The sequence below is a fragment of the Frateuria edaphi genome, assembly GCF_021117405.1.
Taxonomy (GTDB): Bacteria; Pseudomonadota; Gammaproteobacteria; order Xanthomonadales; family Rhodanobacteraceae; genus Frateuria_A; species Frateuria_A edaphi.
This window is the reverse complement of sequence record NZ_CP088251.1, coordinates 3,649,439-3,668,513: the sequence shown is the minus strand read 5'-3', so window position 1 is coordinate 3,668,513 and position 19,075 is coordinate 3,649,439. Positions and strand designations below refer to the sequence as shown.

Annotated in this window: 21 protein-coding genes; 12 read left to right on the top strand and 9 right to left on the bottom strand. The window is 69.4% G+C overall.

Going from position 1 to position 19,075, the window contains the following annotated elements; genetic code table 11:
• The first annotated feature begins 88 nt into the window (after positions 1-88).
• On the top strand, positions 89-619 hold the full coding sequence (locus LQ772_RS16945; protein ID WP_231322635.1) for a gamma carbonic anhydrase family protein: 531 nt from the start codon (positions 89-91) through the stop codon (positions 617-619).
• On the opposite strand, the gene LQ772_RS16940 is transcribed toward LQ772_RS16945, so the two are convergent.
• Together LQ772_RS16940 and aroE are read right to left on the bottom strand one after the other, a co-directional pair.
• Positions 604-1,107 (bottom strand): energy transducer TonB, encoded by a 504-nt coding sequence (locus LQ772_RS16940; protein WP_231322633.1) that lies wholly within the window; start codon positions 1,105-1,107, stop codon positions 604-606. The two genes, LQ772_RS16945 and LQ772_RS16940, sit on opposite strands and share 16 nt — an antisense overlap.
• A 237-nt stretch (positions 1,108-1,344) precedes the next feature.
• A complete protein-coding gene (gene aroE / locus LQ772_RS16935; RefSeq protein WP_231322631.1) occupies positions 1,345-2,184 on the bottom strand; it encodes a shikimate dehydrogenase in 840 nt (279 codons plus the stop codon).
• 116 nt (positions 2,185-2,300) lie between these two features.
• Between aroE and LQ772_RS16930 the strand changes: the two genes are divergently transcribed.
• Both LQ772_RS16930 and LQ772_RS16925 read left to right on the top strand, forming a co-directional pair.
• Complete coding sequence (locus LQ772_RS16930; protein ID WP_231322629.1) at positions 2,301-2,516, top strand: hypothetical protein; 216 nt, start codon at positions 2,301-2,303, stop codon at positions 2,514-2,516.
• Positions 2,517-2,626: 110 nt separating this feature from the next.
• Positions 2,627-4,717, top strand: coding sequence for a putative bifunctional diguanylate cyclase/phosphodiesterase (locus LQ772_RS16925; protein WP_231322627.1), 2,091 nt, complete (start codon positions 2,627-2,629; stop codon positions 4,715-4,717).
• Positions 4,718-4,783: 66 nt separating this feature from the next.
• Here LQ772_RS16925 and LQ772_RS16920 read toward each other — a convergent pair whose 3' ends face one another.
• The gene (locus tag LQ772_RS16920) at positions 4,784-6,268 is read right to left on the bottom strand and encodes a RimK family protein (RefSeq protein ID WP_231322626.1); all 1,485 of its coding nucleotides are present in this window, start codon (positions 6,266-6,268) and stop codon (positions 4,784-4,786) included.
• 206 nt (positions 6,269-6,474) lie between these two features.
• On the opposite strand from LQ772_RS16920, the gene LQ772_RS16915 reads away from it, so the two are divergent.
• A complete protein-coding gene (locus LQ772_RS16915; protein ID WP_231322624.1) occupies positions 6,475-6,957 on the top strand; it encodes a GNAT family N-acetyltransferase in 483 nt (160 codons plus the stop codon).
• A 106-nt stretch (positions 6,958-7,063) separates the two neighbouring features.
• On the opposite strand, the gene LQ772_RS16910 is transcribed toward LQ772_RS16915, so the two are convergent.
• Positions 7,064-7,747 (bottom strand): hypothetical protein, encoded by a 684-nt coding sequence (locus LQ772_RS16910; protein WP_231322622.1) that lies wholly within the window; start codon positions 7,745-7,747, stop codon positions 7,064-7,066.
• Positions 7,748-7,809: 62 nt separating this feature from the next.
• Between LQ772_RS16910 and lptM the strand changes: the two genes are divergently transcribed.
• From lptM to LQ772_RS16875, 7 genes are all read left to right on the top strand, one after another.
• Positions 7,810-7,980: an LPS translocon maturation chaperone LptM gene (gene lptM / locus LQ772_RS16905; RefSeq protein WP_231322619.1), complete on the top strand. Its 171-nt coding sequence runs from the start codon at positions 7,810-7,812 to the stop codon at positions 7,978-7,980.
• Positions 7,980-8,816: a diaminopimelate epimerase gene (dapF, locus tag LQ772_RS16900; protein ID WP_231322617.1), complete on the top strand. Its 837-nt coding sequence runs from the start codon at positions 7,980-7,982 to the stop codon at positions 8,814-8,816. The genes lptM and dapF overlap by 1 nt, the downstream gene beginning before the upstream one ends.
• A 160-nt stretch (positions 8,817-8,976) precedes the next feature.
• Positions 8,977-9,663: a DUF484 family protein gene (locus tag LQ772_RS16895; RefSeq protein ID WP_231322614.1), complete on the top strand. Its 687-nt coding sequence runs from the start codon at positions 8,977-8,979 to the stop codon at positions 9,661-9,663.
• Positions 9,660-10,553 carry a tyrosine recombinase XerC gene (gene xerC, locus LQ772_RS16890; RefSeq protein ID WP_231326087.1) on the top strand — a complete coding sequence of 298 codons (894 nt, stop codon included), beginning with the start codon at positions 9,660-9,662 and terminating at the stop codon, positions 10,551-10,553. Before LQ772_RS16895 ends, xerC begins: the two co-directional genes overlap by 4 nt.
• 202 nt (positions 10,554-10,755) lie before the next feature.
• Positions 10,756-11,322 (top strand): ATP-dependent protease subunit HslV, encoded by a 567-nt coding sequence (gene hslV / locus LQ772_RS16885; RefSeq protein WP_231322612.1) that lies wholly within the window; start codon positions 10,756-10,758, stop codon positions 11,320-11,322.
• Positions 11,323-11,390: 68 nt separating this feature from the next.
• Entirely contained in the window at positions 11,391-12,728 is a 1,338-nt protein-coding gene (gene hslU, locus LQ772_RS16880; RefSeq protein WP_231322609.1) for an ATP-dependent protease ATPase subunit HslU, read from the top strand.
• Positions 12,729-12,764: 36 nt separating this feature from the next.
• Positions 12,765-13,379, top strand: coding sequence for a hypothetical protein (locus LQ772_RS16875; protein ID WP_231322606.1), 615 nt, complete (start codon positions 12,765-12,767; stop codon positions 13,377-13,379).
• 77 nt (positions 13,380-13,456) lie between these two features.
• Here the strand turns inward: LQ772_RS16875 and LQ772_RS16870 are convergent, their stop codons facing one another.
• Positions 13,457-14,077 carry a cation efflux transmembrane domain-containing protein gene (locus tag LQ772_RS16870; protein WP_231322603.1) on the bottom strand — a complete coding sequence of 207 codons (621 nt, stop codon included), beginning with the start codon at positions 14,075-14,077 and terminating at the stop codon, positions 13,457-13,459.
• Positions 14,078-14,234: 157 nt separating this feature from the next.
• Here LQ772_RS16870 and rbsK point away from each other — a divergent pair, with 157 nt between their 5' ends.
• Positions 14,235-15,125, top strand: a complete 891-nt coding sequence (gene rbsK / locus LQ772_RS16865) for a ribokinase (protein WP_231322600.1) — start codon at positions 14,235-14,237, stop codon at positions 15,123-15,125.
• 65 nt (positions 15,126-15,190) lie between these two features.
• Here the strand turns inward: rbsK and mnmE are convergent, their stop codons facing one another.
• The 4 genes from mnmE to rpmH form a co-directional block, all read right to left on the bottom strand.
• Positions 15,191-16,531, bottom strand: coding sequence for a tRNA uridine-5-carboxymethylaminomethyl(34) synthesis GTPase MnmE (gene mnmE, locus LQ772_RS16860; protein ID WP_231322598.1), 1,341 nt, complete (start codon positions 16,529-16,531; stop codon positions 15,191-15,193).
• Positions 16,532-16,625: 94 nt separating this feature from the next.
• On the bottom strand, positions 16,626-18,314 hold the full coding sequence (gene yidC, locus LQ772_RS16855) for a membrane protein insertase YidC (RefSeq protein WP_231322597.1): 1,689 nt from the start codon (positions 18,312-18,314) through the stop codon (positions 16,626-16,628).
• Between the two features lie 61 nt (positions 18,315-18,375).
• Positions 18,376-18,756 (bottom strand): ribonuclease P protein component, encoded by a 381-nt coding sequence (gene rnpA, locus LQ772_RS16850; RefSeq protein ID WP_231322595.1) that lies wholly within the window; start codon positions 18,754-18,756, stop codon positions 18,376-18,378.
• A 14-nt stretch (positions 18,757-18,770) separates the two neighbouring features.
• Entirely contained in the window at positions 18,771-18,905 is a 135-nt protein-coding gene (gene rpmH, locus LQ772_RS16845) for a 50S ribosomal protein L34 (protein WP_008211413.1), read from the bottom strand.
• Positions 18,906-19,075: the final 170 nt, after the last annotated feature.

The following is a 19,075-nucleotide window of genomic DNA, read 5'->3' as shown; positions in this document are numbered from 1 at the left end:
TCCTTGGGATCGTTCCAGCGTGGCGACCGGACTGGGCGAATTCAAGCCGCGCGGCACCGCCGGTGTGTGCTCACTTACAATCGGGCGGATGAACAATCTGCGTATCTACAAGGGCATCGCGCCCATCCTGGGCCAGCGCGTGTACGTCGATCCCGCCGCCAGTGTGATCGGCGACGTGGTGCTGGGCGATGACGTATCGGTGTGGCCGGGCGTCGTGCTGCGCGGCGACGTGCATTACATCCGCGTCGGCGCGCGCACCAACATCCAGGACGGCACCATCGTGCACGTCAGCCATGAAGGCCCCTATGGCCCGGGCTTCCCCTGCCTGATCGGCGAGGGCGTGACGATCGGCCACGCCGCGGTGGTGCATGCCTGCACCCTGGAGGACTACTGCCTGATCGGCATGCACGCGACCGTGCTCGACGGTGCGGTAGTGAAGCAGCACGGCTTCGTCGGTGCCGGCGCGGTGATCCCGCCGGGCAAGGTGGTGGGCGAGCGGGAACTCTGGCTCGGCAACCCGGCCAAGTGCGTGCGCGTGCTCAGCGACACCCAGGTCGAGCAGTTGCACTACTCGGCCGAACACTACATGCGCTTGAAGGACGCCTACCTGGCCGGCTGAGCGGCCTGTCGCGCCCGTTGTGCCTGAAGGATCGCCGCGCGTGCCTCGTGCCGGCGCACTTCCAGATGGCGCTGTGCGGTGAGTTTGCCTGCCAGCAGCGCCAGCAGGTAATTGTCGGCATCGAAGTCGCGCAGCAGGCGCAGTTCGCGCTCGGCCTCGTCCAGCTCGCCTCGGTCGATCGCCTGCTCGACGACCTTCGTGGCCGCGGGGAACAGCCGCTGCAACGCCTCGCGCGTGGCCGCATCGTCCGGCTCCAGGCCGAGCACGCTCAGGTAGAACTCGTAGGCGTTGCTGCCGGCCGGAGCCAGCAGATGGTGTTCACGCTCGGCGGTCTGCGCCAGCGCCAGCAGGATGCCGCGACCGCTCCCGTCGTCGTCGGCCACGGGCCGGACGGGTGGACGCCGGAGCAGGCCCAACGCGGCCAGCAGCAGGAGCAGGGCGCCGACGGCCAGCCAGGGGCGGCGGGCGGGCGCGAAGGAAACGGACATGCGGGGATCGCCAGTGGCTCCGCGCAGGGGCGCGGCGGGCGCACGGTAGCGAGGGCAGGTTGCAATGGCGTGACTCGCGCGCTTCCGGTCATCGCTGCGCGGGGCCGTTGCCGGGCCAGCGCCATCGGCTGGAGTGGTGCAGAGTGACTGCGTGAAACTGTGCGGGGTTGCCCTTCCCTGCGGGAACGCCCTTGGGCGCTCCTACCAATGAAGTCCTCGTGTTGCGGTGCGTGGACCTCAGGCCAGCGTTGCGCGCAGGTGCGCGTATACCGGATCGGTCTCCGGCCGGCGGCCGTGCCACAGCGCGAAGGCATCGGCGGCCTGCTCCACCAGCATGCCCAGTCCGTCGCACGCGGCCCTGGCGCCGGCGGCCCTGGCCCAGGCCAGGAAACTCTGTGCGCCGCTGCCGTAGGACAGGTCGTAGCCGACCGTCTGCGAAGTGGCCAGGCTGGGCGGCAGCGCCAGCGCCTGGCCGAGCACGCCGGCCGAGGTGGCGTGCACGATCAGGTCGAAGCTGCCCAGTTCGTCGAGGTCCTGCCAGTAGCGCGCGCGTGCCCGCGTCACGCCCAGTGCGCCGGCGAGCGCCGCGGCGGTGTCCGGCGTGCGGTTGACGATGGTCAGCTCTTCCACGCCGGCGTCGAGCAGCTCCCACGCTACCCCGCGCGCCGCACCGCCGGCGCCGAGCAGCAGCACGCGGCTGCCCGGCAGCGCGCATTGCTGGCGGCCGGTGAGGTCGCGCACGAGGCCGGCACCGTCGGTGTTGTGCGCTGACAGGCGGCCGTCCGCGAGGCGGGTCAGCACGTTGGCGCTGCCGGCACGGCTCGCCGCCGCGCTGCGCTCCTGGGCCAGCGCGAAGGCCGCGGCCTTGTGCGGCAGGGTGACGTTGGCGCCATGGGCGCGAGCCAGGAAGCGGCGCACGGTATCGGCAAACGCTTCGGGCGCCACGTCGATCGCGGTGTACTCGAGCGTGATGCCGCATTGCTCGCCGAACAGCCGGTGGATCGCCGGCGACAGGGAATGACTGATCGGATGGCCGAACACCGCATAGCGAGCGGGAAGGTCGGTGCCGTGCGGCATGGGCGGTCCCAGGGGCGGTTGGTGGGCGCATTCTAGGCGCCCGCGGGGCCCGTCGCAGCCGCTGAGATGGGTGCCGCGCAGCATGGCTTTCCCGCGTCCCGTCCGGAGTCCAGGTCATGCCCGTTTCCCGTTCCCAGGCGTTCACGTTCCAGCTGGCCGCCGGTGCCGGCCTCTGGGTGCTGCTCGGCACCTTCCTGCTCGCGCTGACGCCCATGCCCGCGCATACCGATGCGCTCGGCTGGGCGCCGCTGTTCTGGCTGCTGGTCGCACCGCTGTGCGTGCTGGGCGGCCTGCGCCTGAGGCGGCTGGCACTGGCCCTGCCGGGCGTCTGAAGGTTCAGCCGGGGGCAGGCGAATGCCGCACCCGGACGTGTCCGTTGTGCTACAACGCGCGATCGATTTCGCGACGCGCTGGCGTCCGGCAGGGGGCCGGCAACCCGGGCATGATGGCGGTCAGTTACAACCCGTGGCTGGTGTTGCTGTCGCTCGCGCTGGCGGCGCTCGATGCCTATGTCGCGTTCAGCGTCGTCGGTCGCATCGCGCGCTCGCGTGGGCCGGGCGCCGTGCTGTGGACCGCGTTCGGCGCCTTGGCGATGGGTTCGGGCGTGTGGGCCATGCACTTCATCGGCATGCTGGCGCTGCAGGTGCCGATCCCGCTCGGCTACGACAGCCAGCGGACCACGTTGTCGGCCGTGCCGGTGGTGGTGGCCACCGGCGCCACGCTGTGGTTGCTGGCCCGGCATCCGACCCGGCGCGGCGCGGTTCTCGCCGGTTGCGCCATGGGCGTGGGCATGACCGCCATGCATTACCTGGGCGTGAGGGCGCTCGACATGCAGCCGGCGATCGCCTGGCGCGCGCCATGGACCATCGCCTCCCTGTTGTTCGCGCTCATCGGCTCGATCGCCGCGATCGGGCTGCACAGCGTCATCTGGCGTAGCGACCGGCGCCGCCGCTGGTGGCTGCGCGTGCTGTCCGCGCTGATGCTCGGCGGCACCGCCACCGGCGTGCACTACCTGGGCATGATCGCGATGCAGTTCGCGCCCGGCGCGGTAAGCCTGCAGGCGCGCACCGGCCTGCATGGGCTGGGCCTGGGGTTGGCGGTGAGCCTGGTGTCGGGCCTGCTCCTGCTGCTGACGTTGGGCGTGAGCCTGGCGCACCGGCAATTGCAGCGACACACCGAGGCCATCTCGCGTGAACTGGGCCAGGCCCGCGATGCATTGAGCTGGCTGGCCTATCACGACGAACTGACCGCGCTGCCCAACCGCGCCAACGTGCTCGATCTGCTCGACCGGTTGCTGCCGCTGGCACGCGACGAGCGCTTCGAGGTGGCGGTGATGTTCGTCGACCTGGACGGTTTCAAGTCGATCAACGACACGCTCGGCCACGAGGTGGGTGACGAGTTCCTGCGCTCGGTCGCCGACGCCCTGCGCGCCAGCGTGCGCAGCCGCGACACCGTCGCGCGCTTTGGTGGCGACGAGTTCGTGGTGGTGCTCGAGCGCTACCGCAGCGAGCAGAACCTGAGCGCGATCTGCCAGAAGATCCTGAGCCTGGTCAGCCGGCCGGTGACGGTCGCCAGCCACGCCGTGAGCGCAACGCCCAGCATCGGCGTGGCGATGTTCCCGCGCGATGGCGAGGACGCCGCCAGTCTGCTGCGCCACGCGGACCTGGCGATGTACAGCGCGAAGGAGCATGGCAAGGCCGGCTACTGCTTCTACCAGCCGTGCATGAGCGAGCAGGCGCGCGACCGGCTGCTGCTGTCGGCCGAGCTGCGCGAGGCGCTGCAGCGCGAGGAGGTCGTCGTCCACTACCAGCCGAAGGTGGCGCTGGACAGCCGGCGCGTGGTCGGGCTGGAGGCGCTGGTGCGCTGGCCGCATCCCGAACGCGGCCTGCTGCTGCCCAAGCACTTCGTGTCGCTGGCCGAAGGCAGCGGGTTGATCGGCCAGCTCGGACGCGTGGTACTGCGCCAGGTCGCGCGCCAGTTGGCGCAGTGGCGTGCGCGCGGGCTGCCGCTGGTGCCGGTGGCGATCAACGTGTCGTTGCAGGAGATCCAGGATGGCCATTTCGTCGCCGGGCTGCTCGGTACGTTGCGCGAGTTCGGCCTGCATCCGAGCCTGATCGAGTTCGAGATCACCGAGTCGGCGGCGATGAAGAACGCCGAGCACACGCTGCGCCAGTTGCGCCAGCTGGAAGTGCTGGGCTTCCGCATGGCGATCGACGATTTCGGCACCGGCTTCTCGAGCCTGAGCCACCTGCGGCAGTTGCCGACGCAGACGATCAAGATCGACCAGAGTTTCGTGCAGGGCGCCGAGCGCAATCCGGCCGACCGCGACATCACCGAGGCGATCATCGCGCTGGCGCGCAAACTACGGCTGACCACCGTGGCAGAAGGCATCGAGACCGAGGCGCAGGCCGCGTGGCTGCGCGAGGCCGGCTGCGAAATCGGCCAGGGTTTCCTGTTCGTGCCGCCGTTGCCCGCGTCGCAGGTGCCGGCGCTGCTGCTGGGCGAGCGCACGCCGGCGACCAGCGCCCTGTAGGGACGCCCTTGGGCGTGACCCCGCGTTCAAGCTTGCCGCGTGGCCGGCATGGCGGCCGCGCAGGATCTACCGGCCGATGCCCAGGCGCTTGTGTTCCATGCGCCGCAGGAACTCCTGCATGATGCGACGGTACAGGTCCACGCCCAGGTAGGCGTCTTCCACGCCGGCATCGATCGATGGATTGTCGTTGACCTCGATCACCACCGGCTTGTTGCCGACCTGCTTGAGGTCGACCCCGTACAGCCCATCGCCGACCGCCTGGGTCGCCTTGAGCGCCAGCTTGACGACTTCGGCCGGCGCGTCGCGCACCGCCACCGTCTCGAAGCCGCCGGACTTGGCGGTGCCCTTGGCGCCGTGGTTGTAGATCTGCCAGTGCCCGCGCGACATGTAGTACTTGCACGCGTACAGCGGCTCGCGGTTGAGCACACCGATGCGCCAGTCGAATTCGGTATAGACGAACTCCTGCGCCAGCAGCAGCGCGCTGTGCGAGAACAGCTCGCCCGCCGCCTTCTCCAGCGCGTCGGCGTTTTCCACCTTGACCACGCCGCGCGAAAACGAACCGTCGGGAATCTTCAGCACCAGCGGGAAGCCGAGCTTGGCGGCGGTGTCCTTCCACGCCTTGGCGTTGTCGCGGTAGAGGATTTCCGTGCGTGGCACGGCGAGCTTGCGCGAGACCATCAGGTCGTTGAGGAAGATCTTGTTCGTGCAGCGCAGGATCGAGGTGGGATCGTCGATCACCACCATGCCTTCCTTCTCCGCGCGGTGGGCGAAGCGGTAGGTATGGTTGTCGCTCGCCGTGGTCTCGCGGATGAACAGGCCGTCGTACTCGGCCAGGCGCGGGTAGTCGATCTTGCCGATCGGGTCGACCTCGATGCCCAGTTCCTTGCCGGCGGCGATGAAGGTCTTGAGCGCCTTCTTGTTCGAGGGCGGCATCGCCTCGTCGGGATCGACCAGCATCGCGATGTCGTAGCGGTACAGCTTGCGCGTGCGCGGCTTGCGCCAGAGCTTGCGCGAGAAGCGGTCCAGCTCCGCGGCAAAGGCGTCCTCCTGCGCGTCGTCCAGCGTGTGCAGGCCGACCGGCTTGATCGAGGCGACCTGCCACACGCGCTCGCGCTCGAACTCGATGCGCAGCAGCGGGCAGGGGAACATCTCGAACAACTGCCGGGCAAGGTCCTGCAGCGCCGGATAGGCGGTCTCGCCGAAATACACCAGGATGCCGAAGTCGGTGGTATCGCGACCGCCGGCAGGCAGGAAGTGGGTGAGCTTGCTGTTGAGGTCCTCGATGTCCAGGCCGTACAGCGAGCGGCGGCGCAGGTCGTTGATGGTGCGCACCGAGGGCAACACCTTGTGCCCACGCGCCTCGGCCAGCAGCGAGACGTAGTAGCCGGTGCCCAGGTACTTGTAGCTGCGGCACAGGTTGATCACGTGGGTACGCTCGTCGTCACCGCCGACCGGTTCGCGCAGGTAGTCCATTGCGCTCATGACGTCCACGGAGGGGTAGTAGGCACTCCAGTCGGAGGCTTTCTCGACGACGATCACCAGGCGGGTCATGGCACCTCGCTACACGCAAAAGGGGATGCCGTCGCGCCACGGAACGGGGCGGCAGGGCGCAAGTGGCGAAGTGTGGGCATAGGCGCGGCGGCGCGCAACGGTGGTGCGCGCCATCGGTTCAGCGTGCCGTCGCCGTCGGTAGGCGCCGCTCGGTCGCGATGCCGGTGCGCTGAAGTCCGCCGCGTGATTCTGCGTAGACTTGCGCCATGACGCTTGCTCCCGCCCACATCCTGCCGGTCCCCGTGCGTCGCGCCACGCCGACGGACCTCGATGCGCTGGTGACGCTGGAACTGCGCGCCTTCAGCGGCGACCGCATGAGCCGCGCGCAGTACCGACGCCACCTCGCCAGCCCGCGCGCCGCCGTGCTTGTCGCCGACGCGCCGGGCGAAGGCTTGCTCGGCAGCGCGCTGGTGTTCTTCCGCGTAGGCAGCACGCTGGCGCGGCTGTATTCGATCGCCACCGCGCCGCACGCGCGCGGGCGCGGCATCGGCGCACGCCTGCTGGCCGCCGCCGAAGAGGTCGCCCGTGCGAGGGGGTGCCGCGCGGTACGGCTGGAAGTTCGGGTGGACAACACATCCGCCATGGCGCTGTACGAGCGCGTCGGCTATCGGCGGATCGGGCGTTATGCGGCTTACTACGAGGATGGCGCCGACGCCTGGCGCTACGAGAAGAGCGTCGCGATTTCCTGAGCGCTGCTCGTCGTTGCGCGACTCCTCGGCTTCGGCGCTTTGCGCCTACGCTCGGGCCGCATGGTCTGGAGCGATACCGTCCATGCGGGGCGCAGGCCGGACCACCTCAGAGCGGATGTGCGATCCGATCGGCCGTTTCGTCGTCCGGCCGCGCCACCAGTGCGCCGGTGCGCATCAGGCTCACCGTGTAGTGGCCGCCGTCGACCAGCGGCAGGTAGGCGCCGCTGCCGTACACGGTGTCGACCATCGGCAGCCAGTCGGGATGGGCGCGGGCCAGGGTGACCAGGTCGCCGTCGCCCGCGTCGCGGAAGTCGACCACCGTGCGCATTTCGCTCATCTCTTCCGCCGGATCGTCATAGCGGCCGGAGAGGCGATCCAGGCGGTACAGCGGCGGCACTCCGGCAAGCACGGCCGGCAATTTCCATTTGAGCACCAGCGCCTCGATCCGCCAGGCATCGCCGGCCAGGGCCACGTCGCGGCGCTGTCCATCGGGCCAGGTCAGCGTGAGCGCCCAGCGTTGCGGCGAGAGGATGCGTGCGTCGACCGTCACCACCGGCGCTTCCTCGCCGAGCAGTCGGTAGCCGCGCAGGCTCCAGCCGGCGCCGGCCAGCAGCAGCGCCAGGCCCAGACCCACCAGCAGGAACAGCGTGCGCAGGATCGCCGCGAACGGACGGCGCGCGCGCAGCCGGCGGCCCAGCGCCGCCAGTTGCACCAGCGCGAACAGAAGCGCCAGCGCGGCGAGGATCCACAGCAAGGTACTTGGCAGCTGCAACAGCGTGGCCCAATCCATCGAAGGCAATCCGCGACGTTATGATGCGCGCATCATAGCCGCCGCCCCGTTGAGGAAGCCCGATGCGCCGATTCATCCTCTGCACCGCCCTGTTGTTCGCCGGGGGCCTGCTCGCCGGTTGCGGCAACAAGGGCCCGCTGGTGCTGCCGCCGGGACAATCCGGCAGCACGGTGGCGCCGAACGCCTCGGTGCCGGCCCCGGCCACGAGCGCGCCGCTGCCCGACGGACCGTGATGCGCTTTTCCAAGATGCACGGCATCGGCAACGACTTCGTCGTGGTCGATGCGCGCGATGTCCCGCTCGCGCTCGCACCGGCGCAGATCCGCGCGCTGGCCGATCGCCATACCGGCATCGGCTGCGACCAGTTGCTCAGCGTGGAAGCCGCCCGCGATCCGTCCTGCGCGTTCTACTACGGCATCTGGAACGCCGATGGCAGCCCCTCGGGCCAGTGCGGCAACGGCGTGCGCTGCGTGGCGGCGTGGCTGCATCGCGCCGGTGCGCTGGCGCTGGACACGCCCGTGCGCATCGAGAGCCCCTCCGGTCCGGTTGGCGTGCGCGTGCTGGATGCGCACCGCGTGACGGTGGACATGGGCGAACCGGTGTTCGAGCCCTCGCGCATCCCGTTAGCGGCGGAAGGGTCGGCCGAGTTCTATCCGCTCTCGCTGGGCGAGGACTCCGTGCAGGCTGGTGCCGTATCGATGGGCAATCCGCACGTGGTGGTCCCCGTCGAGGACCTGGCCGATCCCGCGCTCGCGCGGCTGGGTCCGCAGCTCACCGGCCACCCGCGCTTTCCCGCGGGCGCCAACGCCGGCTTCGTGCAGATCGTGGGTCGCGGCCACCTGCGCCTGCGCGTGCACGAGCGCGGCAGCGGCTGGACGCAGGCCTGCGGCACCGGTGCGTGCGCCGCCATGGCGGTGCTGCGGCGGCGTGGGCACGTGGACGAAAGCGTCCAGGTCGACCTGCCCGGCGGACGCCTGCAGATCGACTGGGCCGGTCCCGGCCACACGCTGTGGATGACCGGGCCCGCGGCATTCGCCTTCGAGGGCGAGTGGTCGCCCGGCGTTGCGTAGGATGGGCTTCAGCCCTCCCCAAGGTGCAGCAACGGCGGGCTGAAGCCCGCCCTGCGCGCAGACGTCCGGCCAAACCTGCATTGACGATTGATGCGCAGGCGCGCGCGTCGCACACTCGGGCCAGGCCGATCCGCTGCCTGACGTTCCCTTAGGTCGTTCCATGCCCGACACCCTGCTCGACGAGATCCCCGGTGCCACTGCGGTCGCCGCGTACCTCAAGCGCCATCCGCACTTCCTGGCCGATTACCCGGACCTTGCCGCGCAGCTGACGCTGCCGCGCAGCGAGGGTCCGGTCGCGTCGCTAGCGATGTACCAGCTGCAGCAGTTGCGCGAGAAGAACGCCGAGCTCGAGCGCCGCCTGGCCGAACTGATCACGATCGCCGCGGAAAACGAGCGGCTGATGCAACGCGTGCACGAGCTCAACGTGACCATGCTGCGCGCGGCCACGCCCTCGCTGGCGGCACGCAGCGTGATCAGCGGGCTGGCCAGCGACTTCCGCATCGAGCAGGTGCGGCTGCTGCTGTTCGGGCAGTCCTATGGCTTGCCGCAGGCCGAATGGCTGGTGGTCGAGCCGGGCGGCCGCGCCGCGCTGACCGAGTTCGCCGGCTTCCAGGGCAACCACGAACCGCTGGTCGGCCGACTCTCGGCCGAGCGGCTGTATCGCTTGTTCGGCGACCACGCGCCCGAGGTGCAGTCGGCCGCGGTGATGCCGCTGGGCGAGTTGGGGCTACTGGCCCTGGGCAGCGCCGATCCGAACCATTTCCAGCCGGGCATGGGCACGCTGTTCCTGAAGATGCTCGCCGCCACGGTCAGTGCCGCGCTGGCGCGTTCGCAGGAGCTGGCCTGAGCACCACGCCACGCGCGCAGGTCGAGGCCTGGCTGGGCCGGCTCGCCGGCGAGCGCCAGGCTTCCGCGCACACGGTCGCGGCCTATCGGCGCGACCTGGACAAGCTGCTGGGATGGATGGACGCGCAAGGCATCGGCGGCTTTGCCGACCTGGGCGCGCACCGCATGCGTGCGTTCGTGGCCACCCAGCACCGCGCCGGCCTGTCGCCGAAGAGCCTGCAGCGCCTGCTCTCCTCCTGTCGCAGCCTGTTTCGCCAGCTGACCCGCGAGGGCCTGCTGGCGCATGACCCGGCCGCCGGCGTGCGTGGTCCGAAAGTGCATCGCAAGCTGCCGCAGGTGCTGGACGTGGACGAAGCCGGCGCGCTGGTGGAGAACCCCGGCGAAGGCGCGCTGGCGCTGCGCGACCGCGCCATGCTGGAGCTGTTCTATTCCTCCGGCCTGCGCCTGTCGGAACTGTGTGGCCTGCGTTGGGGCGACCTCAGCCTGGAGGAAGGCGAAGTGCGCGTGCTCGGCAAGGGCGCCAAGACCCGCATCGTGCCGGTCGGCAGCCATGCCGCGGCCGCGCTGCGCGCGCTGGGTCTCGCCGAGGGCATGCCACCGGGCGCGCCGGTGTTCCGCGGCCGCGCGGGCGCGTCGATCAGCCCGCGCACGGTGCAGTCACGGCTCAAGACGCTGGCATTGGCCCAGGGTTTCGCCAAGCACGTGCATCCGCACCTGCTCAGGCATACCTTCGCCAGCCACATGCTCGAATCCTCCGGCGACCTGCGCGCCGTGCAGGAACTGCTCGGCCACGCCGACATCGCCACCACCCAGATCTACACGCATCTGGATTTCCAGCACCTGGCCAAGGTCTACGACGCGGCCCATCCGCGGGCGCGGCGCAAGGGTTGAAGCGACCTGCTCCTTCTTCCCGGACACCGCCCTGGAATTGCCGAAGGACAGGTGCCGGGCGAGGCTCGCGAAACGTTTCGATCCTGCGGCCTTCGCCGTGCGCAGGCGGAGGGCACCGGACCCGTTCGGCGACAGCGGAGCCATGTTGAAGGCGATTCCAGCGACCCCATGTATGCACGCTCAAGCATTCGCGGAGCCCAGCATGGAATCGTTCCACGCCACCACCATCCTCTCGGTCCGCCGCGGCGGGCGCGTCGTGCTGGGCGGCGACGGCCAGGTCACCCTGGGCAACACGGTGATGAAGTCGAACGCCCGCAAGATCCGTCGCCTCGGCAAGGGCGACGTGCTGGCGGGTTTCGCCGGCGCCACCGCCGACGCCTTCACGCTGTTCGAGCTGTTCGAGCAGAAGCTGGACAAGCACGGCAACAACCTCACCCGCGCGGCGGTGGAGATGGCCAAGGAATGGCGCACCGACCGCCGCTTCGGCAAGCTCGAGGCGATGCTCGCGGTGGCCGACAAGGATGCCTCGCTGCTGATCTCCGGCAACGGCGACGTGCTGGAGCCTGAAAACGGCCTGATCGCGATCGGCTCCGGCGGCCCCTACGCCCAGGCGGCAGCGCTGTCGCTGCTGGAGAACACCGACATGGACGCGCGCCAGATCGTGGAGAAGGCGCTGAAGATCGCCGGCGACATCTGCATCTACACCAACCACAGCACGACCATCGAGGAGCTGGAGGCGGCGACCGGCGGCGCGGAACAGGGGACGTGAGCCTGCCCGTTCACCTCACGCCCGACGTTTTCCCTTCCCCATCCCCCGCTCTGCATCCGGCCCGCCCCATGTCTGAACTCACTCCCCGCGAAATCGTCAACGAACTCGACCGTTTCATCATCGGCCAGAACGACGCCAAGCGCGCCGTCGCCATCGCGCTGCGCAACCGCTGGCGCCGCATGCAGCTGGACCCTGAGATGCGCAACGAGGTCACGCCCAAGAACATCCTGATGATCGGCCCCACCGGCGTGGGCAAGACCGAGATCGCGCGCCGCCTGGCCACGCTGGCCAACGCGCCGTTCGTGAAGGTCGAGGCGACCAAATTCACCGAGGTGGGCTACGTCGGCAAGGACGTCGAGTCGATCATCCGCGACCTGGCCGACGTGGCCTACAAGCTCACCCGCGAGCAGGCGACCAAGCGCGTGCGCTCGCACGCCGAGGACCGCGCCGAGGACCGCATCCTCGATGCGCTGCTGCCGCGCCGACAGACCGCCGCCGACTGGTCGCACGACCTCACCGTGTCTTCCGCCGACAGCGACACCCGGCAGAAGCTGCGCAAGCAGCTGCGCGAGGGCGCGCTGGACGACCGCGAGATCGAGCTGGACTTCGCCATGAACGTGGGCGTGGAAATCATGTCCCCGCCGGGCATGGAGGAGATGGGCCAGCAGCTGCGCCAGATGTTCCAGAACCTCGGCGGCGCACGCACGCAGTCGCGCAAGCTGCCGATCAGGGCGGCCCGCCCGCTGCTGGTGGAGGAAGAGGCCGGCAAGCTGGTCAACGAGGAAGAGATCCGCGCGGAGGCGGTCGAGGCCGCCGAGCAGAACGGCATCGTCTTCATCGACGAGATCGACAAGGTTGCGCAGCGCTCCGAGTGGGGCGGCGCAGGCGTCTCGCGCGAGGGCGTGCAGCGCGACCTCTTGCCGCTGGTGGAGGGCTCGACCGTGTCGACCAAATACGGGCCGATCAAGACCGACCACATGCTGTTCATCGCCTCGGGCGCGTTCTCGCTGTCCAAGCCGTCGGACCTGATTCCGGAGCTGCAGGGGCGTCTGCCGATCCGCGTCGAGCTTTCGGCGCTGTCGATCGACGACTTCAAGCGCATCCTTCGCGAGCCGCATAACGCACTCACCAAGCAGTACGTGGCGCTGCTGAGGACCGAAGGCGTGGCGATCGAGTTCACCGAGTCGGGGATCGACCGCCTGGCCGAGGTCGCCTGCCAGGTGAACGAGCGTACCGAGAACATCGGCGCCCGCCGCCTGCACACCGTCATGGAACGCCTGCTGGAGAAAATTTCGTTCGAGGCCGCGGACAAGTCCGGCGAAAAGTACCTGATCGACGCCGAACAGGTGGACAAGAACCTAGGATCTCTCGTGAAGGACCAGGACCTGAGCCGTTACATCCTCTAAACAAGCTGCAGAGACCCGTCTGGTAAAATTCCTGTCATGGGCAAGGTCATTGAACTCAAAACCACCGGCCAGCGCGCGCAACTGCGCGAGGCGCAGCAGAACCAGCACCTGGTCCGGCTGTGGCGTGCCGAACTGGAGCACGGCAGCTTCTGCGGCTACGTGGGCGGCGTCGGCCGCGAGTTCCTGCTGCTGTGGGTGGTCGGCGACGGCATCACCTACGACGGCATGTACGTGATGCGCCATCGCGACATCTCCGAGCTGGAGGCGCCGGACAAGCACCACGACTTCATGGAGAAGGCGCTCAGGCTCAAGCAGCTGCTGCCGCGCACGCCGCGCGGCTTCCCGCTGGACTCGATCCGCGAGGTGGTCCAGGCCGCCGGTCGCGTGGCGCCGGTGATCGGCGTACACGTGGACAGCGAGGACGAGGCCGAGGTTTGCTACATCGGCCGGCTGGTCGGCGTGGAAGAGGACGGCTTCACCCTGCAGGAGATCAGCCCCGACGCCGAGTGGTTGCGCGAGGCCTCGTTCTTCGCCTGGGACGAGGTGTCCACGATCAGCATGGAAGACGGTTACGCGCAATCGCTGCTCGCCGTGGCCGGCACGCCGCCGCCGCTGGAGCAGGGCGACTCGGGCATCGGCCACGCGCACTGATCCGCTGGCGTAGGTAGGCTCCGGCCTACCTGCCTTTCCCGCAACACCGCCGGTGAGCTGAGTCCACCCGTCGCGAGCTACGCCTGCGCCTGGCGGTGCTCACCGCGTGCCGCTTCCCACACTTCGCGCGCGGCGTCCGCGTTCATCGCGGCGATCCCAAGCCCGACGACGACATCCGGCCACACCGAGCCGGTCCACGCCGTCACACCGCCGGCCAGCACGATCGCCACATTGGCGAACGCGTCGTTGCGTGCCGACAGGAACGCCGCCCGGGTAAGGCTGCCGGCGTGGTGGCGAAAGCGCGCCAGCAGCAACGCGCAGGACAGGTTCACGACCAATGCACCCAGCCCCGTGACCGACAGCGGCAGCGGCGCGGGCGGCACCGGCAACTGCAGCTTGCGCCACAGCGCCCACAGCAACGCCAGCGCCGGCACCAGCAGGATCGCCGCCAGCGCCATGCCCACGCGCGCCCGGGCCATGGGCGACCAGCCCAGCGCCAGGAAGATCAGCAGATTGACCGACGCGTCCTCGAGGAAGTCGATGCTGTCGGCGAACAGCGAGACCGAACCGATCGCAAGCGCGACCGCGAACTCGACGCCGAAGTAGGCGAGATTGAACAGGGCGACCAGTCGGACGACCCGATGCAGCGAGGTGCGTGAGTCCGTGAGCGATGGCTGCGAGTGATCTGGCGAGGTCATGGAGGCATGCTCGCATGCCGGCGCAGGAGCGGCCGTCAACGGGTGTCGACCTGACCAGCTACGACGCCGGTCCCAGCCTGGCACCCCGAGACGATGCCGGCGCTATCAGGCGCGCATCGGCCGCTATGCTTCGGACATTGTCCCGGAAGGAAACCGCATGACCCGCCGCATCGTCGTCGTCGGCAGCATCAACATGGACCTGGTGACCCAGGCACCGCGGTTCCCGCAACCGGGCGAGACGCTGCTCGGCACGGGCTTCGTGACCGTGCCCGGAGGCAAGGGCGCCAACCAGGCGGTGGCGGCGGCGCGGCTCGGGGCCGCGGTGGCGCTGGTCGGCGCGCTGGGCCGCGACGCCTTCGGCGATCAGCTGCACGCCGGCCTGCGCCAGGAAGGCGTGGACCTTGCGCACGTGCACCGGCTGGCCGATGAGGCCAGCGGCACCGCTTCGATCACGGTCGCCGGCGGCGAGAACCAGATCGTGGTGGTGCCGGCGGCCAATGCCGGTGTCACGCCGGCGCACGTCGAGGCCGCGCGCGAAGTCGTCGCACACGCGGACGTCGTGCTGGTGCAGATGGAGATCCCGCTGGATGCCATCGAAGCGACCCTGCGCCTGGGGCATCGGCTGGGCGTGCCCGTGATCCTCAACCCGGCGCCGGCCCGACCGCTGCCGAGCGGGTGGCTTGCCATGGCGCGTTACGTCACGCCCAACCAGCACGAGCTTGCGGTGTTGCTCGGTGCCGATCCGGCGGAAGATTTTCACGCGTTGATGAGCCGTGCGCCATGCCCGGTAGTGCTTACCCGCGGCAGCGAAGGCGCGTGGTACCGCGAGCAGGGCGAGCCGGCCCATCAATCCAGTTTCGAGGTCGAGGTGGTCGACAGCACCGGGGCCGGCGACACCTTCAACGCCGCGTTGGCGGTCTTCCTGCACGAAGGCCTGCCGCAGGCCGTGCGCAAGGCCTGTGCCGCCGCAGCTTTGGCAGTAACTCGGCTGGGCGCGCAGCAGGGCATGCCGCGCGGGCAGGAGCTGGACGCCTTCCTCGGTCGATAGCGAACCGTGCGCCCGGCGCAGCGCGGCGGTCCGGGCTGCCGGCGATGTTCACCACTGGTGCCGCGCTACTTGCCGATGCAGAAGCTGCCGAAGATCGCGCCGAGGAGATCGTCGCTGGTGTAGCTGCCGGTGATCTCGCCCAGCGCGTGCTGGGCATGGCGCAGGTCCTCGGCGGCGAGTTCGCCGGCGCGATTGGCGGCCAGTGCCGCCGCGGCGTGGTCGAGATGGCCCTGGACGCTTTCGAGCGCCGCCACGTGGCGACGGCGGGCGCTGAAGGCGCCTTCGCCGCCGCCCAGGCCGGCGCGGGTCTTCAGTTCCGCGCGCAGCAGGTCGAGGCCTTCGCCGGTCCGCGCCGAGATCCATAGATGCAACAGGCCGGCGCGCGTTTCCGCGCGCGGCGGCAGCGCATCGAGGTCGATCTTGTTGACGACGACCAGGCGCGCGACGGCCGCCGGCAATTCGTCGAGCAGGCCAAGGTCGGCGCTGGCATGCGCCGTGTCGGTGACCAGCAGCACGAGGTCGGCACGGACCAGTTCCGCGCGGGCGCGGCGTACGCCTTCGCGTTCGACCTCGTCCTCGGTGTGGCGCAGGCCGGCCGTGTCGGCCAGTTCCAGCACAGCGCCATCCAGGCTCACGGTCTCGCGCAGCACGTCCCGGGTGGTGCCGGCAATAGGCGTGACAATGGCGCGCTCGCTCTGCGCCAGCGCATTGAGCAAGCTGGACTTGCCCGCGTTGGGCCGGCCGACGATCGCGACGTTGAGACCGTCGGCCAGGCGCACGCCTCGTCGGGTCTCGACCAGCAGTTCAGCCAGCTGTGCGCGCAGCGCTTCGAGCTGGGATGTGATGGCCGGGTCGGCAAGGAAATCGATCTCCTCTTCCGGAAAATCGATCGCGGCCTCCACATGCACGCGCAACGCGACCAGCGCATCGAGCGACGCGTGCACGCGTCGCGAGAACGCGCCATCCAGCGAATGCAAGGCGGCACGCGCGCCGGCTTCGGATCGCGCAGCAATGAGGTCGGCCACCGCCTCGGCCTGGGCGAGATCCAGCTTGCCGTTGAGAAACGCCCGCTCGGTGAACTCGCCCGGTCGCGCCAGCCGCGCGCCAAGCGCGCACACGCGTTTCAACAGCAGGTCCAGCAGCACGACGCTGCCGTGGCCCTGCAGTTCGAGCACGTGCTCGCCGGTGTAGGAATGCGGCGCCGGGAAGTGCAGCAGCAGGCCCCGGTCGATCAGTGTGCCGTCACCCTCGTGGAACGCGGCCAGGTGCGCGTGGCGCGGGTCGGGAGCACGGCCAAGCAGCGCCTGCGCGATGGCCGGCACGCGCGGGCCCGACACGCGCACCACGCCGATGCCAGCCGCGCCGGGGGCGCTGGCGATCGCGGCGATGGTGTCGGTGTCGGTCATGGCGGGAACCGTAGGGTGGCTTGAGGTCACCGCAAGCCGCGGGAAGGTGCGAGAGCAAGGCGGGCCGAAGCCCACCGTGCACCCAGACCCTGACTCAGGCCTGCGCCTTGACCTCGGCGTTCTCCACCTTGTGCGTGATGTACCACTGCTGGCCCAGGCTGACCATGCCGTTGACCACGTAGTACAGGCACAGGCCGGCGGGGAAGAAGGCGAACAGCACCGCGAAGATCAGCGGCATGAACTTCATCATCTTCGCCTGCGTCGGGTCCATGCCCGTGGCCGGCATCAGGTACTGCTGGCCCAGCATCACCAGCGTGTAGACCGCCGGCAGCACGAAGAACGGATCGGGCGCGGACAGGTCGTGGATCCAGCCGACGAACGGCGCCTGGCGCAGCTCCACGCTCTCGCGCAGCACTTCGTACAGACCATAGAAGATCGGAATGGTGATCAGCACCGGAAGGCAGCCGGTCATCGGATTGACCTTCTCCTTCTTGTACAGCTCCATCATCGCCATCTGCATCTTCTGCTTGTCGTCGCCGTAGCGCTCCTTCAGCGCGCTTACGCGCGGCTGCAACTTGCGCATCTTGGCGCTGGAGCGGTACTGCGCGGCGGTGAGCTTCCAGGTCAGGCCCTTGATGATCAGCACCAGCAGGATGATCGCCACGCCCCAGTTGCCGCTGACCTTCTCCAGCCACGACAGCAGCGCGTGCATCGGTTGGGCGATCACGGTGAACACGCCGTAGTTGGTGGCCAGCGCCAGGCCCGGGGCCACCGAATCGAGCGTGCCGACCAGCTTCGGACCGATGTACAGGCGCGCGCCGGTGGTCTGGTTCTGGCCCGGCGCCACGGTCAGCGCGGGGCTGACGGCGCGGATCAGGTAAGTCGGATGGTCGCCGCCAGCATTGACCACGTCGGTGCTGTAGGTGGCCTTCTGTTGCGCGGGCGGAATCCACGCAGCGAAGAAATAGTGCTGAAGCATCGCGGCCCAGCCGCCGGCGAAGGACTGCTGCAGCGCGTCTTCCTGGAACTTCTCGAACTTCAGCGACTGGAAGTGATCCTCGGGGCTGTACCAGCCAGCGCCGAAGAAGCTGGCGGCCGAGGGATCGGTCATGTTCTGCAGCCAGCTGGTGTGCTCCTGGCGCGGCGCACGCTGCAGCTGCTCGTAGGCGCTGCCCTGCCAGGGCGTGCTGCCGGTGTTGTCGATGCGCTGGTCGAGTTCGACCACGTACTGGCCACGCTTGAGCGTGTAGGTCTTGGTGACCTTGATGCCATCCTGTTGCCAGGTCAGGTCGACCTTGACCTGCGGCATGCCGTTGGCCAGTTCGGAGTGCGCTTGCGCCGACTGGAACAGCGCACGGTGGTCCGGCGCCGGACCGGTGGCGCTGACCAGGCCGCTCTGGGCGACGAAGTACTTGTCCGGCGTGTCGGCCAGCAGGCGCACCGGGGGCTGCTCGGGATGCTTGCGGGTGACCGGCTCGGCCGGGTAGGCGAGCAGGTCGGCACGTACCACGCTGCCGCCGCGGGTATCGATGGTCAGGCGCAGCACGTCATTGCTGATGGTGATCAGCTGGCCGGCGGCGACGCTGGTCGGGGCGCCGCTGGCGATCGCCGGGGTGGCGGCGCCGGCGCCAGGCACGGTGTTGTCCGCCGGCACGTTCGTGCTCGCCGCGGCCACTGGGGCGGTCGGCGCCGGGGCCGGTGCGTAGTCCTTCTCCCAGGCCATCCACAAGAGATAGGCCACGGCCATCAGGGCAAACAGGAGAAACGTACGCGTCTGGTTCATCGCGGGGCAATTCCGGTGGCACCGCGAGCTTGAGCCGCGGAGGGACAGGAGAAAAAGGAGGTCAACACGCGATTGTGCCGGTGCCTTCGATGGGCTTCAACGGCGGCAGCCGGCGCCACAGGGCGTCGAGTTCGACCAGCAGTTCGGCGCCGGGCACGGCGGCAGCCGCTTCGCGTGCCATCACGACCAGGTCGATCGGCGGCAGTTCGAGACGAGCGCGGCGGAACGATTCGCGCACCAGGCGTTTGATCCGGTTGCGCTCGACCGCGCGCTTGGACACACGCTTGGATATGGCCAGGCCGAGTCGGGCGTGGTCGAGCCCGTTCGGACGCCAGCGCACAGAAAAACAGCGGCCGCCGAGGCGGCCGCTGGCTTGACGCAAGGCGGCGAAGTCGCCGGCACGGCGAACCCGCGCGTCGCGCGGCAGGCCGGCGGCAGGCATGACGGTGACGCCGCTTACGGGATCAGGCGCTTGCGACCCTTGGCACGACGGGCGTTGAGGATCTTGCGGCCGTCGGCGGTCGCCATGCGGGCACGGAAGCCGTGGGTGCGGGCGCGCTTGAGCTTGCTCGGCTGGAAGGTCCGCTTCATGGCTTTAGCTCCAGAAGATAAGTCGACAAAAAGGTTGGAAATTATGGAGCCTGTGTGGAGGCGCTGTCAAACCGCCCTGATGCGGCCTGTGGACATCGCTGGGGATATGCTGGGGGTTGGCTGCTAGACTCGCCGGTCCACCCTGCGCTTCCGGGCGCCCCTTCGTCGGT

What these genes read in the sequence shown, in the direction of transcription:
- LQ772_RS16945 (WP_231322635.1), top strand. Translation starts at nt 89, where the DNA reads ATGAACAATCTGCGTATCTACAAGGGCATCGCGCCCATCCTGGGCCAG.
- LQ772_RS16940 (WP_231322633.1), bottom strand. Translation starts at nt 1,107, where the DNA reads ATGTCCGTTTCCTTCGCGCCCGCCCGCCGCCCCTGGCTGGCCGTCGGC.
- aroE (WP_231322631.1), bottom strand. Translation starts at nt 2,184, where the DNA reads ATGCCGCACGGCACCGACCTTCCCGCTCGCTATGCGGTGTTCGGCCAT.
- LQ772_RS16930 (WP_231322629.1), top strand. Translation starts at nt 2,301, where the DNA reads ATGCCCGTTTCCCGTTCCCAGGCGTTCACGTTCCAGCTGGCCGCCGGT.
- LQ772_RS16925 (WP_231322627.1), top strand. Translation starts at nt 2,627, where the DNA reads ATGATGGCGGTCAGTTACAACCCGTGGCTGGTGTTGCTGTCGCTCGCG.
- LQ772_RS16920 (WP_231322626.1), bottom strand. Translation starts at nt 6,268, where the DNA reads ATGACCCGCCTGGTGATCGTCGTCGAGAAAGCCTCCGACTGGAGTGCC.
- LQ772_RS16915 (WP_231322624.1), top strand. Translation starts at nt 6,475, where the DNA reads ATGACGCTTGCTCCCGCCCACATCCTGCCGGTCCCCGTGCGTCGCGCC.
- LQ772_RS16910 (WP_231322622.1), bottom strand. Translation starts at nt 7,747, where the DNA reads ATGGATTGGGCCACGCTGTTGCAGCTGCCAAGTACCTTGCTGTGGATC.
- lptM (WP_231322619.1), top strand. Translation starts at nt 7,810, where the DNA reads ATGCGCCGATTCATCCTCTGCACCGCCCTGTTGTTCGCCGGGGGCCTG.
- dapF (WP_231322617.1), top strand. Translation starts at nt 7,980, where the DNA reads ATGCGCTTTTCCAAGATGCACGGCATCGGCAACGACTTCGTCGTGGTC.
- LQ772_RS16895 (WP_231322614.1), top strand. Translation starts at nt 8,977, where the DNA reads ATGCCCGACACCCTGCTCGACGAGATCCCCGGTGCCACTGCGGTCGCC.
- hslV (WP_231322612.1), top strand. Translation starts at nt 10,756, where the DNA reads ATGGAATCGTTCCACGCCACCACCATCCTCTCGGTCCGCCGCGGCGGG.
- hslU (WP_231322609.1), top strand. Translation starts at nt 11,391, where the DNA reads ATGTCTGAACTCACTCCCCGCGAAATCGTCAACGAACTCGACCGTTTC.
- LQ772_RS16875 (WP_231322606.1), top strand. Translation starts at nt 12,765, where the DNA reads ATGGGCAAGGTCATTGAACTCAAAACCACCGGCCAGCGCGCGCAACTG.
- LQ772_RS16870 (WP_231322603.1), bottom strand. Translation starts at nt 14,077, where the DNA reads ATGACCTCGCCAGATCACTCGCAGCCATCGCTCACGGACTCACGCACC.
- rbsK (WP_231322600.1), top strand. Translation starts at nt 14,235, where the DNA reads ATGACCCGCCGCATCGTCGTCGTCGGCAGCATCAACATGGACCTGGTG.
- mnmE (WP_231322598.1), bottom strand. Translation starts at nt 16,531, where the DNA reads ATGACCGACACCGACACCATCGCCGCGATCGCCAGCGCCCCCGGCGCG.
- yidC (WP_231322597.1), bottom strand. Translation starts at nt 18,314, where the DNA reads ATGAACCAGACGCGTACGTTTCTCCTGTTTGCCCTGATGGCCGTGGCC.
- rnpA (WP_231322595.1), bottom strand. Translation starts at nt 18,756, where the DNA reads ATGCCTGCCGCCGGCCTGCCGCGCGACGCGCGGGTTCGCCGTGCCGGC.
- rpmH (WP_008211413.1), bottom strand. Translation starts at nt 18,905, where the DNA reads ATGAAGCGGACCTTCCAGCCGAGCAAGCTCAAGCGCGCCCGCACCCAC.